This is a genomic window from Pseudomonas fluvialis (assembly GCF_002234375.1).
Lineage (GTDB): Bacteria > Pseudomonadota > Gammaproteobacteria > Pseudomonadales > Pseudomonadaceae > Aquipseudomonas > Aquipseudomonas fluvialis.
Window position 1 is genome coordinate 1 of record NZ_NMQV01000003.1, and the last position, 14643, is coordinate 14643.

Consider the following 14643-nt stretch of genomic DNA (forward strand, 5'->3'; position numbering starts at 1 on the left):
GCCACGGAGCGGGCCCTGAGCAGCTTGCTCCGCTCAGGGCCCGCTCCGTGGCGATTCCGTTGGCTGTGGGGTTGCTGTGTTCGCTGTTGGCGGCGCTGCTGCCGACGCTGGTGGTGCCGTCGTTTTGGCCGATTTTCGAGGCCTTCGGCGAGCACCTGCCCCTGCTTACTGCGCTTGCGCTGAACTACTACTTGTTGCTCTGGCTGTGGCCGCTGGGTTTTGTCGTGGTGTTCCTCTGCTGGCCGGCGGCGCGACGCCGTGGCTGGGTGCCCTGCCTGACGGGCGTGCTGGGCCTGCTGGCCAGCCTGGTATTGCTGGCTGTGTCGATGTATGGGCCGATCTTCAGTTTGGGCTAGGGCTTGTAAACCGCCTAGTAGCGGGCCATCGAGGCTGCCCTGACGATCAGGGATGTCGGCATATTGCGATTCATGGAGGCGCAGGCATGTGGGATGACGGTCGTTTGCTGCTGGCCTTGGGGCTGTTTGCCAGCGGGCTGTATCTGTTGGTGAATCTGCTGTTCTGCCCGTTCAGCGCGCTGCAGCTGGGGCTGGCAGTGGCTTGCCTGCTGGCGGCGTACTGGGTGAAGCCGAGGCGGCGCAGCCTGGGCGAGGTGGCCGACTGGCTGGATGTCCTCGATCTGCTCATCGAGTTGCCTGTACGTGCCGTGCTGGGGCTGCTGCGTGGCGTGGCGCGGTTGCTGCGCGGCGATGTGGGTGGCCTGGATTTGTAGTGGCGTGTTTCGCGAGCCATGCCCGGTTTGTCTGCTGCGCCTCGCGCAGAATGCGTCGTGCCGGTGATGCCGGCCTTGTCCACCCCGCTGCGCTGCAAGGAGAAACGCGTGAGCCAAGCCAATGTGTATGCCCCGCCCCAGGCGGAATTGTCCAACCGGCAGAACGAGACCCAGGTCATTGATGCGCTGACGGTGTCTGACGGTTGGAAACGCACCTTCCACTTGCTGGTCAAGGCCGGTGGCCCGCGTTTGCCGAATCTGCAGGCCTTGAGCGGCGGCGAGCGCTTCAAGGTGAGTTTCAACATTCTGGGGTTCCTCTTCGGGCCTTTCTACTACCTGGCCAAGGGCATGTGGAAAAAGGCGCTTAGCCTGTTTGCCGCCTGCCTGGCGGTGCTCATTCCGCTGAGCCTGACGTTGGAGTATTTCGGCCTGGATGCACTGGCCAACGCCTTGGGTTATGGCGCTGCTGCGGTTTTCGCGGTGCGTGCGAATATCGATTACTACAAGAAAGCCTGTCTGGACGATAACGGCTGGTGGTAGTGCGCGCGGCCCGCGCCGCGACGCTCTGCCACGTCCGGCAGCAGGCAGCGCTGCCGAGTAGCAGCTATGCTCAGGCAACACCTGTCATGTCGTGTTGCTGGAGCTTGCCATGTTGCGCCTGTTTGCTGATCTCGCGTTTCGCTGGAAGATTGCCCTGCCGATCATCGGCCTGGCCGTTTTGCTGCTGTTGACCGGAGGGCTGGGTGTGCGCGGCATCAGCCAGGAGGTGGAGTCGAGCACGCGGCTGACCGAGCGTTACCTGCCGGCCATCAGTCTGTTGCTGAACGCCGACCGTGACTTGTACCAGGCCTTTGTGGCCGAGCGCAGCCTGCTTGGTGCAGGTAGCGCGGCACATCTTCAGGCGCTGCGCGATAGCCATGCAGAAAACCTGCAGCAGGCCTATGCACGCGTGCATCAGTATGCCGACTTGCGTCCAGGCGACGATGCGTTGCGCCTGGTGGCCGCATTTGACCGGGATTTTACCCGTTGGCAGGAGACGTCCCGGCAGGTCTTGCAGCTGTCGCAGAGCGATGTGCAGGCAGCCAGCGCCCTGAGCTTTGCGCAAAGCGAAGCGCAGTTCGAGGCCATGCGCGATGCCATCGACAAGCTGGGTGAGCTGGAAGACCAGGCGGCGGCAGCGGAAGGCCGGGCGGCCATCGAGCGGGGCAAGACCGTGCAGTGGCAGCAGTCACTGCTGGTGGCGCTGGGCCTGTTGGGCTGCCTTGTACTGGTGCTGGGGTTCCCGCTGCTGGTCACCCGGCCCATGCACCGTCTGTTGCAGCGGATCGAGCAAATTGCCGATGGGGACGGTGATTTGCGGGCGCGTGTCGAGGTTGCCTCCGCCGATGAGCTGGGTCTTCTGGGGCGTGCGTTCAACCGCTTTCTCGACAAGCTGCAGCCGCTGATTGGCGAAGTAGGCGCGGTGACTGGTGAGCTGTCGCGCGCGGCCAGCGGCCTGTCGGCGGCGGCGGCGGAGAGCCGCCAGGTGATTCAGGAGGAACACCTGGCGGTAGACCAGGTCACCACCGCCGCCACGCAGATGAGCGCCGCGGTGCATGAGGTGGCGCGCAATGCGCAGGCGGCCGCCGAGGCGTCCCGTCAGGCGGGTGAGCAGTCGCAAGCGGGTGCCCAGGCGGTCAATGCGACTATCCAGGCCATGCGCGCCATGGCTCGCGAAGTGGAGCAGGCCCAGGCCAGTATCCACGAGCTGGAAGCGGAAACGGCGAGCATTGGTGCGGTGCTGGAGGTGATTCGGGGGATTGCCGAACAAACCAATTTGTTGGCGCTCAACGCCGCCATCGAGGCGGCGCGCGCCGGTGAGCAGGGGCGTGGCTTTGCTGTGGTGGCTGACGAAGTGCGCGCCCTGGCGGCACGCACGCAGGATTCGACCAAGGACATCCAGTCGCGCATCGAGCGCCTGCAGGGCGGTGTTCAGCAGGCGGTGCGCGTCATGCAGGCGGGTAGTCAGCAGGCGCGTGCCGGGGTGGAGCAAGCCGCGGGAGTCGACCAGGCACTGGTGTCTACCAATGAGGCGGTGCAACGCATCAGCGACATGGCTGCACAGATCGCCACGGCCTGTGAGCAGCAGAGCAGTGTGACCGAGGAGATCGCCCGCAATATCAGCGACATCAATACCTTGTCCAACCGTGCCGCGCAGATGTCCGATGACAGTGCGCAGGCCAGCCAGCAACTGACGGTCACCGCCGAGCAGTTGACGCGCCTGGTGGCGCGTTTCCGCGTCTAGTCGGTGGGGGGCTCAGCCTTCGCCGAGTTTGAGACGGCGCTTGAGGCGGCGCAGGCTGAACCAGACCAGGCCGATGCATAGTGGCACGGCGAGGCCGGTGGCCAGCTGGCTGTCGGCCAGCAGCCCCAGGCTCTTGGCTGATTCCGCAAGATACTTGCACAGGCCGACCAGGTAGTAGCTGATGGCGGCCACCGACAGGCCTTCGACGGTCTGTTGCAGGCGCAGTTGGGTATGGCTGCGTTTGTCCATGGCCTGCATCAGCTGCTGATTCTGCGTTTCGATGGTCAGGTCGATCCGCGTGCGCAGCAGCTCGCTGGCCCGCTGCACACGGCGCGCCAGGTCATTCAGGCTTTGCTCGGCGGCTTCGCTGGTCCGCCAGGCCGGCGTCAGGCGGCGCTGCAGGAACTCGCTGAAGGTCTGCAGGCCAGGGCAGGGCCGCTCGTGCAGTTCGGCCAGACGGTTGCTGATCAGTTCGTGATAGGCGCGGGTGGCTGAAAAGCGGTAGTTGTGGGTGGCGATCAGTTGCTCGATACCGGCCGCCAGGCTGCCCAGCTCGCCGAGCAGGTGACGTTCGTCGGCCAGGTTCTGGATCTGGTTGATCTGCTGGATGGCCGTAGCCAGCTGGCGCTCCATGGCCTTGAGCTGCGGAGCCATGGCCTTGGCCTGCGGCAGCGCCAGAAGCAGCATCATGCGGTAGGTTTCCATCTCCAGCAGGCTGCGCACCAGACGGCCAGTCTGGCAGGGGTTGAGGCTGCGGTTATGGATCAGCAGGCGTCCGCAGCCGTCGCTGTGGATGCGATAGGCACTCCACAGGCGGGCCTGGCCATCGCTGACTTCGGCGCTGATCAGGCGTTGTCCCTCAAAGTGCCGGCGCATGTCGTCCGGGCTGGATTCGCTGGCCGGAGCAGGGTGTATTTCCAGATGGTTGCAGCTGAGTAGTTGGCCGGGCAGCTCGTTGAGCCAGTCGGCCGGCAGCAAGCGGAGGGCGTTGGCGAGGAAGGGTTCGCTGTCGCTTTGCTTGCTCAGCAGGGTATAGGTGGAGAACTCGGTATGGCGCTCCCAGCGCAGTTCGAAGCCACCGAAGTCCTGGTAGTAGCAGGAGGATTGCGCGCTGGGTGGCAGGACGGCGTGGCGTTCGCAGAGGCGCAGCAGGTGCTGGTATTCCGCGCCAGGCTGCGCCGGGTCGGCCAGCAGCACCAGGTGCGACAGGCGCGAAGGGGTGGCCAGCACGGGGAAGGGCCGCGTATGCAGCTCGTTGAACAGTGCTTCGCGCTCGGGATGGAAACGCAGTGCAGCGCTACGCGGTAGGGTCAAATCGCTCATGGGGGCTGTCGGTCGCGGCGTCGGGGTCGCGCATTCTGCCATGCCGGCTGCCTGTGTCGCTGCACTGTGCTGCCTGCGACCTGCTGTCGCGGTAGTGCCGGGCGCTGGCACGCAATGTCTGGCGCAGGTCAGGCCAGACCAGTTGGCGGGCCTGCAGCTCGGCCTGTAGTGGGGTGCAGTCGTAGCGCTCGCGACGTATGAAGGCCAGGCTTTCCCGGCGGCTATGCAGTAAACGCTCGGCGCCGGGCAGGCGGAGCAGTGCGGCGAGCAGGCCCATGGGGACGTATCGGCTGGGCGCCGCTACGTCAAGCTCCTCGGCGAGCAGGGCGAGCAGTTCGCCCAGGCTGGGGCTGTGCGGGTCAAGGGCGAGCAGCTCGCTGCCGTTGGCCAGTGGTCGCTCGACCAGGCTGGCCAATAGCGCGACGAGCAGGTCGACGCTGATCAGTGGCAGCCAATGTGCCGGGCTGCCGGGTATGCCATGCAGGCGCCCCTGGGCCAGGTTGTCGAGTAGTTCGTAGAGTGGCTGGCTGGGATTGAGATGGCCGCTCTGGCTGTGGCCGCACAGGGTGCCGGGGTGGACCACGTTGTAGGGCACTTGCAGCTGGCGGGCCAGGGCGCAGCTCTGGTAGTGGGCTTGTAGCTTGCTGGCCTCATAGGTGCCGGCGCGCCGGTACAGCCTGTCCCAGTCGCTGTGTGCGGGGTGCTGCGGATCGATGCCCAGTTCGGCCAGGTGTGCCGGGTTGCCCAGCATGAAGCCGCCGACCAATAGCAGGCGGGCCTGCAGGCGGCTGGCCAGCTGGGTCAGGGCCAGGCTGCCGGCGACATTGCAGCGTTCGGCCTGCTCGCGCGGCAGGCCCCAGGCAAACTGCGCGCCGAGATGGATGATCTGGCTGATGCCGCGTGCGAGCAACGGGGGCTCATCAAGCCCCAGCCCGGGGTGCTGCAAATCACCGGCGAGTGCGTGCAGGTGCGCGGGGTTGCCGCCGCGTGCCTGGCACTGTGCGCGCAGTGCCGGCAGTTGCCCGGGTTGCCGCAGCAGCAGGTAGAGCGAGTGTCCCTGGCGGCTGAGGGTGGCGGTCAGCCAGCTGCCGATGAAGCCACTGGCGCCGCTGATGAGAAGATTGGCCATGTGCGTTTTCCTGTGTTGGGAAGCATCGCCGGGGAGCCTAAACTGTCGAGTCAGATCGACAGTTAAGGAGTGTCTGATGCGAGTTGCCGACGTGGAGAGGGCCTCCGGGCTGAGTCGCCATACCCTGCGCTTCTATGAGGCTCGCGGGCTGATCGCCGCACCGCAGCGGGCGGCCAATAACTACCGGATCTATCCGCCGCAGGTGCTGGAGCAGCTGGCGTTCATCCGCGAGACGCAGGGCATGGGCTTTAGCCTGGAGGAAATCGGCGAACTGCTGCGCTTGCGCCGAGAGGCACGCCTGGATTGCGCGCAGGGGGCGTTGTTGCTGCAGGGCAAGCTGCAGGAGGTGGAGCAGCGCTTGCGCCAGTTGCGTCGTTTGCGCAATTACCTACGTGCTGAACGTGATCGTCTGCGCGACAGTGCGTTGGCGCATGGCCTGCCGCTGGCGCCTGAACTGCAGCGGCGCCGCTGAGACCTGCGCCGGGAGGGCCTGGGGCTTTTTACCGCCGGCTAGAGGTTGGGCTTGTAGGCGCAGTAGCCGGGGCGCGGGCCGATGCGCGGGTGGTTGCGACAGGTGTCCGGACGCTTGTCATAGACGGTGCACAGGCGGGTCTTGCGGTCCAGGTAGAGGCAGTCGTTGTTGCTCATGCGGGTGAGCGTGAAGATGCCGCTTTTCTGGTGAAAACGCTCGATCACGCCATCCTTCTGCAGGCGTTTGGCGATGTTTTTCAGCGGCTCGCCGCGTTCGAATTCATCGACCAGGCCGAGGCGGATCAGGTCGCTGAGGCGTGCCTCGACCGGCATGGTGCAGCAGCTGGAGATGCAGCTGTGGCACATGCTTTTCTCGTAGCGAATCCAGGTTTCGGTGCGATCGAGGTCGGCGCCGAGAATCAGCAGGGGTTTCATGGCGTGGGTCGTGGCGGTGGTGAGGGGCGCGCATCATAACCAGCCGCTGCCGGGCTGCCCAGTACGCTCCGTCAGGCGCGGCTTGCTGGACAGCGTTGTGTCCGTCACGTCTCTGGCAAGCGTCTGTGGGTTGTCGACAGGCGGCTGGATATACTCGCCGCCGGCAGGGACAGGGGAGTGCCACGCGATGCAATGGATTTTCATGCTGATAGGACTGGTGCTGGGTGCCAGTATCGGCGAGTCATTTTCCGCCGGGCTGTTTGGCATCCTGTTCGGCCTTGGGCTGGCGCAAGCCTTGCAACAGCGTCAGCTGCAGGCCGCCAACAGCGCGCTGCACAAGGAGCTGCAGCAGCTTGGCCAGCGCCTGAAGCGTCTGGAACAGGACGCAGCAGCGCCAGCCGAGCCGCTAGCACAGGCCGCCAGGCCCGCGCAGCCGGCGTCGCAGGTTGCCGAGCCGCCCATGCCGGCTGCGTCTGCGCCTGAAACTGCCGCGGTGCCGGCTGACGAGGCGCTGCAGTTCAGTCTCGATGAGATTAGCCCGGCAGCCGAACCCGTCAGCCCGGCCAACAGCCAGCCGCTGCCAGAGCGTATCTGGCGCGCCGCCCCGGCAGCCCCTGAACCTGCTGCGCCGCGTGCTCCCGCGCCGGTTGCCGCGCCGCGCGAGCCGGGTTTCCTGGTGCAGGCCTGGGGCTGGGCCCGTGACTGGTTACTGGGTGGCAACACGGTGCTGCGTGTCGGCCTGCTGCTGCTGTTCCTCGGCCTGGCCTTCCTGTTGCGCTATGCCACGGAGGGCATGGTGGTGCCCGTGGCGCTGCGTTACAGCGCAGTGGCCGCCAGCGCCCTGGCCCTGCTCGGCCTCGGCTGGTGGCTGCGCTTGCGGCGCCCCGGCTATGCCTTGTTGCTGCAAGGCACCGGGGTGGCGGTGTTGTACCTGACCATCTTTGCCGCCTTGCGTCTGCATCCGCTGCTCGATAGCCAGCCGGCCTTTGCCCTGCTGGTGCTGGTGACGGCCTCTGCCTGTGTGCTCGCGGTGGCACAGAATGCCCAGGGCCTGGCGGTGGCGGCGGCATTGGGCGGCTTTGCCGCGCCAATCCTTACCTCCAGCGGCAGCGGCAATCATGTCGCGTTGTTCAGCTATTTCCTCCTGCTCAATGCCGGGATTCTTTCGGTGGCCTGGTTCAAGGCCTGGCGACTGCTCAACTTGGTCGGTTTTGTCGGCACTTTCGGTATCGGCCTGGCCTGGGGCTGGCGCTCCTACCAGCCGGAGCTGTTGTGGAGCAGTGAACCCTTCCTGGTGGCGTTTTTCCTGATCTATGTGCTGATCGGCCTGCTGTTCACCCGGCGTAGCCTGCGCCAGGCCGGCGAAGCCCCGCAGGAGCGTGAGGCGCTGTTGCGCTGGTCGCTGGGGCGTACCGATTATGTGGATGCCACGGCAATGTTCGGCCCGCCTCTGGTGGGCTTTGCCCTGCAGGTGGGCCTGGTGCGGCATATCGAGTTTGCCGTGGCCTTCAGTGCCCTGGCACTCGGCGGCTTCTACCTGCTGCTGGCGCTTTGGCTGCGCCAGCGGGCCGGAGCGCGGGCGCTGTTGCTCACCGAAACCTGCCTGGCGCTGGGGGTGATCTTTGCCAGCCTGGCCATTCCGCTGGGCCTGGATGCGCAGTGGACTTCGGCGGCCTGGGCGGTCGAGGGCGCCGGTATCTACTGGCTCGGCCTGCGTCAGCAGCGCCGTCTGGCCCGGTTGTTTGCCCTGCTGCTGCAACTGGCGGCCAGCCTGGCCTATCTGTCTACCCTCGGCCTGGCCAGCCAGACCGTGTTGGCCGGTTCGGCGCTGGGCGCCGCCATGCTGGCCGGCGCCTGGCTATGCAGCTATGGGTTGTTGCGTCGTCACCAGGCTGCGCTGCCGCTGTGGCCTTGGGAGGCGCGTTTGCAGCCCTGGCTGGCGCTGGCCGGCCTGCTGTGTGCCTACCTGATCGCGCCACTCCTGTTATCCGCCGATTTCACCGCCATGGCCTGGGCACTGGGCGGCCTGCTGACCCTGCTGCTGGGCCTGCGCCTGCGCGCCCGAGTCTTCCTCTGCGCAGCGTTTGCCGTGCAGTTGCTGGGTGGCGTGTTGTTCGTCGGCCAGCTGGATGGGGCCAGCAGCGGCCAGGGCATGCTGGCTTCGGGCTGGAGCGGCTTGTTGCTCAGCCTGCTGATCGGCCTGGCGCTGATTGGCAGCATGCTGCTGGCCTCGCGTGATGCCCTGGTGCGTGAGGACCGTCGGCTGTTGCGCGGTCTGGCGCTGGTGCTGCTGGCCGGCCTGTTGCTGATCAACCTGGCGGTGTTGTTCGTCTTGCCCTGGCGTACGGCCTGTGCGGTTTGGGCTGGCAACGGTCTGGTGATTCTCTGGCTGGCCCTGCGTCTGCAGCAGCGCGCGGCCTTTGTATTTGCCCTGCTGCTGCAGGGCGTGGCGGGTTGCAGTTTCTTCCTTGCCGCGCCGCTCTGGCAGGTGGCCGGTCAGGCTGAAGCGGCAGCGCTGGCCCACGCCGGCTTCTGGACGCCGGCGCTGCTGGGTCTGGCGGCGCTGCTGGGGGCCTGGCGCTTGTGGCGGGAAAATCAGCACGGACAGGCCGCCGAGTGGCGCGTCAGCCTGCTGCAGCTGTCCTGGCTGTTGCTGGCCTGGGGCCTGGCCTGGTGGGTGTTCGCCTGGGTCAGCGAGATTGACCGGCTGTTTAGTGGTGCAGCACAAAGCAGCGCGTTGCTCGCCCTGGCGGCGGCCTGTGCGGCGCTGGCCGGCTGGTTGGCCGGGCGCCTGCGCTGGGCCGAGCTGGGCCTGGCCAGCCTGCTGCTGGTGCCGGCAGCCTGGGCCATCCTGGCGGGCGCGGCGCATGCGCTGTACCAGCCGGCTGCCGCCTGGGGCTGGCTGGCCTGGCTGGCGGTCGGCGTGGTGCATATGCGCAACCTGCGTCAGCTGGCCACGCAATTGCCGGGTGGCGCGTGCAGTGCTGCGCATGTGCTGGGTCTGTGGCTGCTGTTGCTGGTGCCGACGCTGCAGCTGCGCTACCTGCTGATGCAGTTGGCCGAACAATACAACGCCTGGCGCTGGCTGGGCTGGGCGCTGCTACCGAGCCTCTACCTGCTGTGGGTGGCCCGTGCCTCGCGCCTGCCCTGGCCGCTGGCCAGCTATCCCTGCGAGTATCGCCTGTGGGCGGCGGCGCCGCTGGCCGGGTTGTTGCTGGTGTGGTTCTGGCTGGCCAATGCCTTCAGCGGCGGTAATGCCGATCCTCTGCCGTACCTGCCGCTGCTCAATCCTCTGGAACTGGGCCTGTTGCTGGCGCTGAGTGGTGCAGCGCTGTGGGCCTGGCAGGCCGGGCAGGCATGGAACTGGCCGGCAGCCCTGTACCGCCAGGGCGTGCAGGGCGTGCTGGGGCTGTCGCTGTTCGCCCTGGCCACGGCCATGGTGTTTCGCAGTGCCCATCACTGGGGGGATGTGCCGTACGCCCAGCCGGAATTGTTGCGCTCGATGCTGGTGCAGGCCGGGCTGTCGCTGGTGTGGACCAGCATTGCGCTGGGCCTGATGATTGCCGGTCACCTGCGCGTGCGCCGGCAGTGGTGGCTGTTGGGCGGGCTGCTGATTGGCGTGGTGGTGGCCAAGCTGTTCTTTGTCGAGCTGGGCAACCGCGGTGGCCTGGAGCGTATCGTGTCGTTTATCGGGGTTGGCGTCCTGCTGCTGGTGGTGGGCTACTTTGCCCCGCTGCCGCCGCGCCAGGATGAGGCCCCTGCGCAAGGAGTACAGGGATGAAGCTGTCGTTTGCCATCATGTTCGGGCTGTGTGCCAGTCTGTTGCAGGTTCAGGCCCGGGCCGAGGCCCCGGAAGATTATCGCTACCGGCTGCCGCTGACCCTGCAGGGCGATGGCCCCTGGTATCGCCTGACGCTGCCCTTTGCCGTGCAGCAGGCGGCCAGTCATGACGATCTGCGCGACCTGCGGGTCTTCAACGCGGCTGGCGAGCCGTTGGCCTTCAGCCTGCAGCACAGCAGTGGTCAGCAGGCCGAGCAGCGCAGCAGCCGCAGCGTGCCGCTGTTCGCCTTGCAGGGTCCGGCGCAGCAGGCGGCCAGCGCGGCGCGGATTCGCGTGCAGCGCGCCACGGACGGTACCCTGGTGGAGCTGCTCGACAGTCCGGCGCACGCTGAGTCCGAGGTGCTGCGCGGCTGGTTGCTGGATGTCAGCGCTATCGAGCAACCGCTGATCGAGCTGGAACTGGACTGGCAGGCCGAGGATGGCTTCCAGCGTTTCAGCATCGAGGCCAGCGACGATTTGCAACACTGGCGCGCGCTGGGCGAAGGGCAGCTGGTTCGCCTGACGACGGCGGGTGAGCGTATCGAGCAGCGCCACGTGCGCTTGCCGGGGCAGCGTGCCCGCTACCTGCGTCTGCTCTGGCGGGATGCCCCGGCAGTGCCGTTGAGCAATGCCGTGGTGCACAGCGCCACTGCCGAGTGGCGCGCCGCCGAGCTGGCCTGGTCCGACGTACTGACGGGACAACGCCTGGACTCCGGGGAGTACCACTGGGAGTTGCCGCGCGCCCTGCCGGTCAGCCGCCTGCGTCTGGCTCTGGAACAGCCGAACATGCTCCTGCCGTTGCGCGTGCAGAGCCGCCGCGAGGGCCAGCCGCACTGGCAGGGGCTGGCGGCCGGGGTGTTGTACCGCGTGCCGGGCGAGCAGGCGGAAAGTCGCAACGACGAGCTGGCCTTGCCGGGGCGCAGCGTACAGCAACTGCGTCTGCACATCGATGCGCGTGGCGGTGGTCTGGGCAACCAGCCGGCGCAGTTGCAGCTGGCTTTGCCGGGGCGCGAGCTGTTGTTCCTGGTGCGCGGTGCAGGGCCTTACCAGCTGGCGCTGGGCCAGGCGCAGGCCGAGCCGGCCAGCCTGCCGCTGAGTACGCTGCTCGGCGGGCGCAGCCAGCCACTGGCGGCGCAGACGGGCGAGGCGCGCTTGACCGACATGCCGCAGCACCTTGCCGAAGTGGCCAGCGAACAGGCCAGCGAGCGTCTGGGTGGCGCGGGGCAACGCCTGGCGCTGTGGATCATACTGCTGCTCGGGGTGGCCCTGCTGGGTGGCATGGCCTGGAGTCTGCTACGTGACAAGGGGCGTACGCCGGGGCCGCCAAGCGCCTGAAGCGCGTCGGTCGCCGGCAGAGGCGGCCGGCGGCATTCCGGGTTAAACTGCCGCGGTTTTTTCATTCCCTGGAGCCTTCCATGTCGCGCGTCACCCTCAGCCGCTATCTGATCGAGCAGACCCGCAGCCACCATACCCCGGCTGATCTGCGTTTCCTTATCGAAGTCGTGGCGCGGGCCTGCAAGGCGATCAGCCATCAGGTCTCCAAGGGGGCGCTGGGTGGCGTGCTGGGTAGCCTGGACAGCGAGAACGTGCAGGGTGAGGTACAGAAGAAGCTCGACGTGATCTCCAACGAGATCCTCCTCGAAGCCAACGAGTGGGGCGGCCACCTGGCCGGTATGGCGTCCGAGGAAATGGACAACGCCTACCAGATTCCCGGCAAGTATCCGAAGGGTGCCTACCTGCTGGTCTTCGATCCGCTGGACGGCTCCAGCAACATCGACGTCAACGTCTCGGTGGGCACCATCTTCTCGGTGCTGCGCTGCCCGGACCGTAACGGCGAGACGGGTGATCTTGGCGAGGAGGCTTTCCTCCAGCCGGGCACCGAGCAGGTGGCCGCCGGTTATGCCATCTACGGCCCGCAGACCATGCTGATGCTGACCCTCGGTGACGGCGTCAAGGGCTTCACCCTGGATCGTGAGCTGGGCAGTTTCGTGCTGACCCACGACAACATCCGTGTGCCGGAGTCGACCAAGGAGTTCGCCATCAACATGTCCAACCAGCGCCACTGGGAGGCGCCGGTGCAGCGCTATGTCGATGAGTTGCTGGCCGGTGAGACCGGTCCGCTGGGCAAGAACTACAACATGCGCTGGATCGCCTCGATGGTCGCCGATGTGCACCGTATCCTCACCCGCGGCGGTATCTTCATGTACCCGCGTGATGCCCGTGAGCCGGAAAAGCCCGGCAAGCTGCGCCTGATGTATGAGGCCAACCCGATGTCGATGATCATCGAGCAGGCCGGTGGTGCTGCCACCAACGGTACGCAGCGTATTCTCGACATCCAGCCAACCTCGCTGCACCAGCGGGTGGCGGTGTTCCTTGGTTCCAAGGAAGAAGTGCTGCGCATCAGCGCCTACCATCGCGGCTGATAATAGCGGCTGACCTGACGCTCACCCATTTGGGGGAGCGTCAGCTTGCTCGGGCTCTTTTAGGCTTCGTGGCTCTTATAAAAACAAGAACCCGGAGTGCTCATGTTCAAGCCTTACAAAGCCCTGGTCGCCGCCATCGCCCTAGCTAGTTTGCCCCTTACCAGCTCGGCAATGCCCTACTCGCAGTTCATCGTTTTTGGTGACTCATTGAGTGATAGTGGGCAGTTTCCGGATTTCGGCAGTCCCCTTTTGGCTGGTAATCCTACAGGTGGGAACCGGTTTACCAACCGCACAGGCCCCAACTATCTGGCGAACAATACCGAGTACTTTGACTTGGTTGTCACGCAACGCTTGGCCGCCCAGCTTGGCTTGCAAGCCTTTGCTTCTACACCTGCATTGCCTCAGGTACTGACAGGTAATCCTGACGGTACCAACTACGCCGTAGGTGGTTACCGAACCGAGCAGGTGCTGGCCTCGATTACTACAACCTCTGAAACGATTGTTCCGGTGGGACAGGTAGGTGCTGGAACAGTCTTGCGAACGCGGCAGGGCTACCTGGCGCAGTTTGGTAGCGCCGATCCCAATGCGCTGTATTACATCAATGGCGGCGGCAACGATGTGCTGCAGTCAGTCGTAATTGACCAAGCGAGCGCCGCCACGGCGGCTGCCAATTTGGTTACAGGCGTTGCAGCACTGCAGGCGGCCGGTGCACGCACCATCATCGTTTCTGATCTTCCAGATGTGGGCATGACTCCGGCGGGGTTTGCCAGTGGTAGTCGAGCGGCCTGGTCGACGGCATCCGGGCTGTTTAATGACGAGTTGGGTCGTCAGTTGGCTGCATTGGGCGGTAATGTCATTCGCTTGAATTTCCGTGGACTGCTGTCTGAAGTGCAAGGCGATCTGGCGACGTTTGGTTTTGATCCCCTAGTGGTACAAACCGATGTTTGTTTCAGTGGATCCAGCTGCTTGGCCGATCCTACTTGGGGAATTAGTGGAGTAACGCCCAACCCTAACCGTCTCATGTTCAATGACGGTGTTCACCCAACAGGTGCTGTGCAGCAGATCAGTGCGGACTATATCTATTCGATCATCTCCGCACCCTGGGAAGTCAGCCTGCTGCCGGAAATGGCGCTGTCCAGTCTCATCAGTCATCAGCAACAATTGCATAGTCAGTTGCAGGATCAGTGGCAGACGAGCGGTCAATGGCGCAGCTTCGTGAGTGCTAACGGTATGCGTCGTGAATTCGAACGTAATGCTGGTGTAGCGGCCGGTGACAGTGATGGCTTGGGGTTGACCCTGGGTAGCAGCTACCGACTGACTGACCAGTGGCGTGTTGGCCTTGCTCTCGGGCTGCAGTCGCAGCAACTGGAAACAGATAGCAAGTCCGAGTATGACCTGCGCAGTTATTTGCTGAGTGGTTTCGCTCAGTTCCGGCAGGATCGTCTGTGGGCCAATGGCAGCGTTAGTGTTGGCCATCTCGACTATCAGAACCTTGAGCGGCAGTTCGCCTTGGGCATCGCCAAACGCAGCGAGAAAGGCGATAGCGATGGCAAACTCTATGCCTTGTCTGCGCGCATTGGTTACGACTTGGCCAATGAAGGTACTGGTTGGCAGGTGAGTCCGTTTATCAGCGCCGATTACGCGCGTATTGATGTGGAGGGCTACCGTGAAAGTGGCAACCGCTCAACGGCGTTGAACTTTGCTGATCAGCAGCGTGACAGCCAGCGTCTGGGGCTAGGTTTGCAATTGAGTCGACAAATCACGCCAAGTACCCAGTTGTTTGCCGAAGTGTCCCGTGAACGCGAATTTAAGGATGATCCTCAGCAGCTGCGCATGGGCCTGAATAGCGTGGCCAACAACAGCTTCGAACTGCAGGGTTACATGCCGCAAAATGGGCAAACCCTGGGCAGTCTGGGTGTTAGCCATCGCCTGGGCAACGAGCTGGCGCTGTCGGCTAGCTACCACTTCCGCGGTACTGAGGACCGCCAGCACGGCCTCAACCTGGCGCTCAGCTGGGACTGGTAAGGCA

General features: G+C 65.2%; 11 protein-coding genes and 2 pseudogenes. 10 read left to right on the forward strand and 3 right to left on the reverse strand.

Translation table 11 applies throughout. The annotated features are described in order from the left end of the window. The 5 genes and pseudogenes from CFY91_RS01600 to CFY91_RS16355 form a co-directional block, all read left to right on the forward strand. Window positions 1-356, forward strand: a pseudogene (locus CFY91_RS01600) (hypothetical protein); the annotation flags it as partial. Between the two features lie 86 nt (window positions 357-442). Continuing rightward, on the forward strand, window positions 443-730 hold the full coding sequence (locus CFY91_RS01605) for a hypothetical protein (protein ID WP_093984594.1): 288 nt from the start codon (window positions 443-445) through the stop codon (window positions 728-730). A 108-nt stretch (window positions 731-838) separates the two neighbouring features. After that, window positions 839-1270, forward strand: coding sequence for a DUF2628 domain-containing protein (locus CFY91_RS01610; RefSeq protein ID WP_093984809.1), 432 nt, complete (start codon window positions 839-841; stop codon window positions 1268-1270). Window positions 1271-1379: 109 nt separating this feature from the next. Further along, window positions 1380-2156: pseudogene (locus tag CFY91_RS16350) on the forward strand (HAMP domain-containing protein); the annotation flags it as partial. 99 nt (window positions 2157-2255) lie between these two features. Then, complete coding sequence (locus CFY91_RS16355) at window positions 2256-3014, forward strand: methyl-accepting chemotaxis protein (RefSeq protein ID WP_423812479.1); 759 nt, start codon at window positions 2256-2258, stop codon at window positions 3012-3014. A gap of 12 nt (window positions 3015-3026) precedes the next feature. Here the strand turns inward: CFY91_RS16355 and CFY91_RS01620 are convergent, their stop codons facing one another. Both CFY91_RS01620 and CFY91_RS01625 read right to left on the reverse strand, forming a co-directional pair. Continuing rightward, window positions 3027-4337, reverse strand: a complete 1311-nt coding sequence (locus CFY91_RS01620) for a DUF3422 family protein (protein WP_165765287.1) — start codon at window positions 4335-4337, stop codon at window positions 3027-3029. After that, window positions 4312-5466, reverse strand: coding sequence for an SDR family oxidoreductase (locus CFY91_RS01625; protein WP_093984597.1), 1155 nt, complete (start codon window positions 5464-5466; stop codon window positions 4312-4314). The genes CFY91_RS01620 and CFY91_RS01625 overlap by 26 nt, the downstream gene beginning before the upstream one ends. Before the next feature lie 76 nt (window positions 5467-5542). Between CFY91_RS01625 and CFY91_RS01630 the strand changes: the two genes are divergently transcribed. After that, entirely contained in the window at window positions 5543-5938 is a 396-nt protein-coding gene (locus tag CFY91_RS01630) for a MerR family transcriptional regulator (protein ID WP_093984598.1), read from the forward strand. Between the two features lie 38 nt (window positions 5939-5976). Here CFY91_RS01630 and CFY91_RS01635 read toward each other — a convergent pair whose 3' ends face one another. Further along, window positions 5977-6372 (reverse strand): YkgJ family cysteine cluster protein, encoded by a 396-nt coding sequence (locus tag CFY91_RS01635; protein ID WP_093984599.1) that lies wholly within the window; start codon window positions 6370-6372, stop codon window positions 5977-5979. 187 nt (window positions 6373-6559) lie between these two features. On the opposite strand from CFY91_RS01635, the gene CFY91_RS01640 reads away from it, so the two are divergent. From CFY91_RS01640 to CFY91_RS01655, 4 genes are all read left to right on the forward strand, one after another. Next, window positions 6560-10153 carry a DUF2339 domain-containing protein gene (locus CFY91_RS01640; protein WP_093984600.1) on the forward strand — a complete coding sequence of 1198 codons (3594 nt, stop codon included), beginning with the start codon at window positions 6560-6562 and terminating at the stop codon, window positions 10151-10153. Continuing rightward, window positions 10150-11526, forward strand: coding sequence for a DUF3999 domain-containing protein (locus CFY91_RS01645; RefSeq protein ID WP_093984601.1), 1377 nt, complete (start codon window positions 10150-10152; stop codon window positions 11524-11526). Before CFY91_RS01640 ends, CFY91_RS01645 begins: the two co-directional genes overlap by 4 nt. Window positions 11527-11606: 80 nt before the next feature. Continuing rightward, the gene (locus CFY91_RS01650) at window positions 11607-12614 is read left to right on the forward strand and encodes a class 1 fructose-bisphosphatase (RefSeq protein WP_093984602.1); all 1008 of its coding nucleotides are present in this window, start codon (window positions 11607-11609) and stop codon (window positions 12612-12614) included. Window positions 12615-12716: 102 nt separating this feature from the next. Next, complete coding sequence (locus CFY91_RS01655) at window positions 12717-14639, forward strand: autotransporter domain-containing SGNH/GDSL hydrolase family protein (RefSeq protein ID WP_093984603.1); 1923 nt, start codon at window positions 12717-12719, stop codon at window positions 14637-14639. Window positions 14640-14643 lie beyond the last annotated feature (4 nt).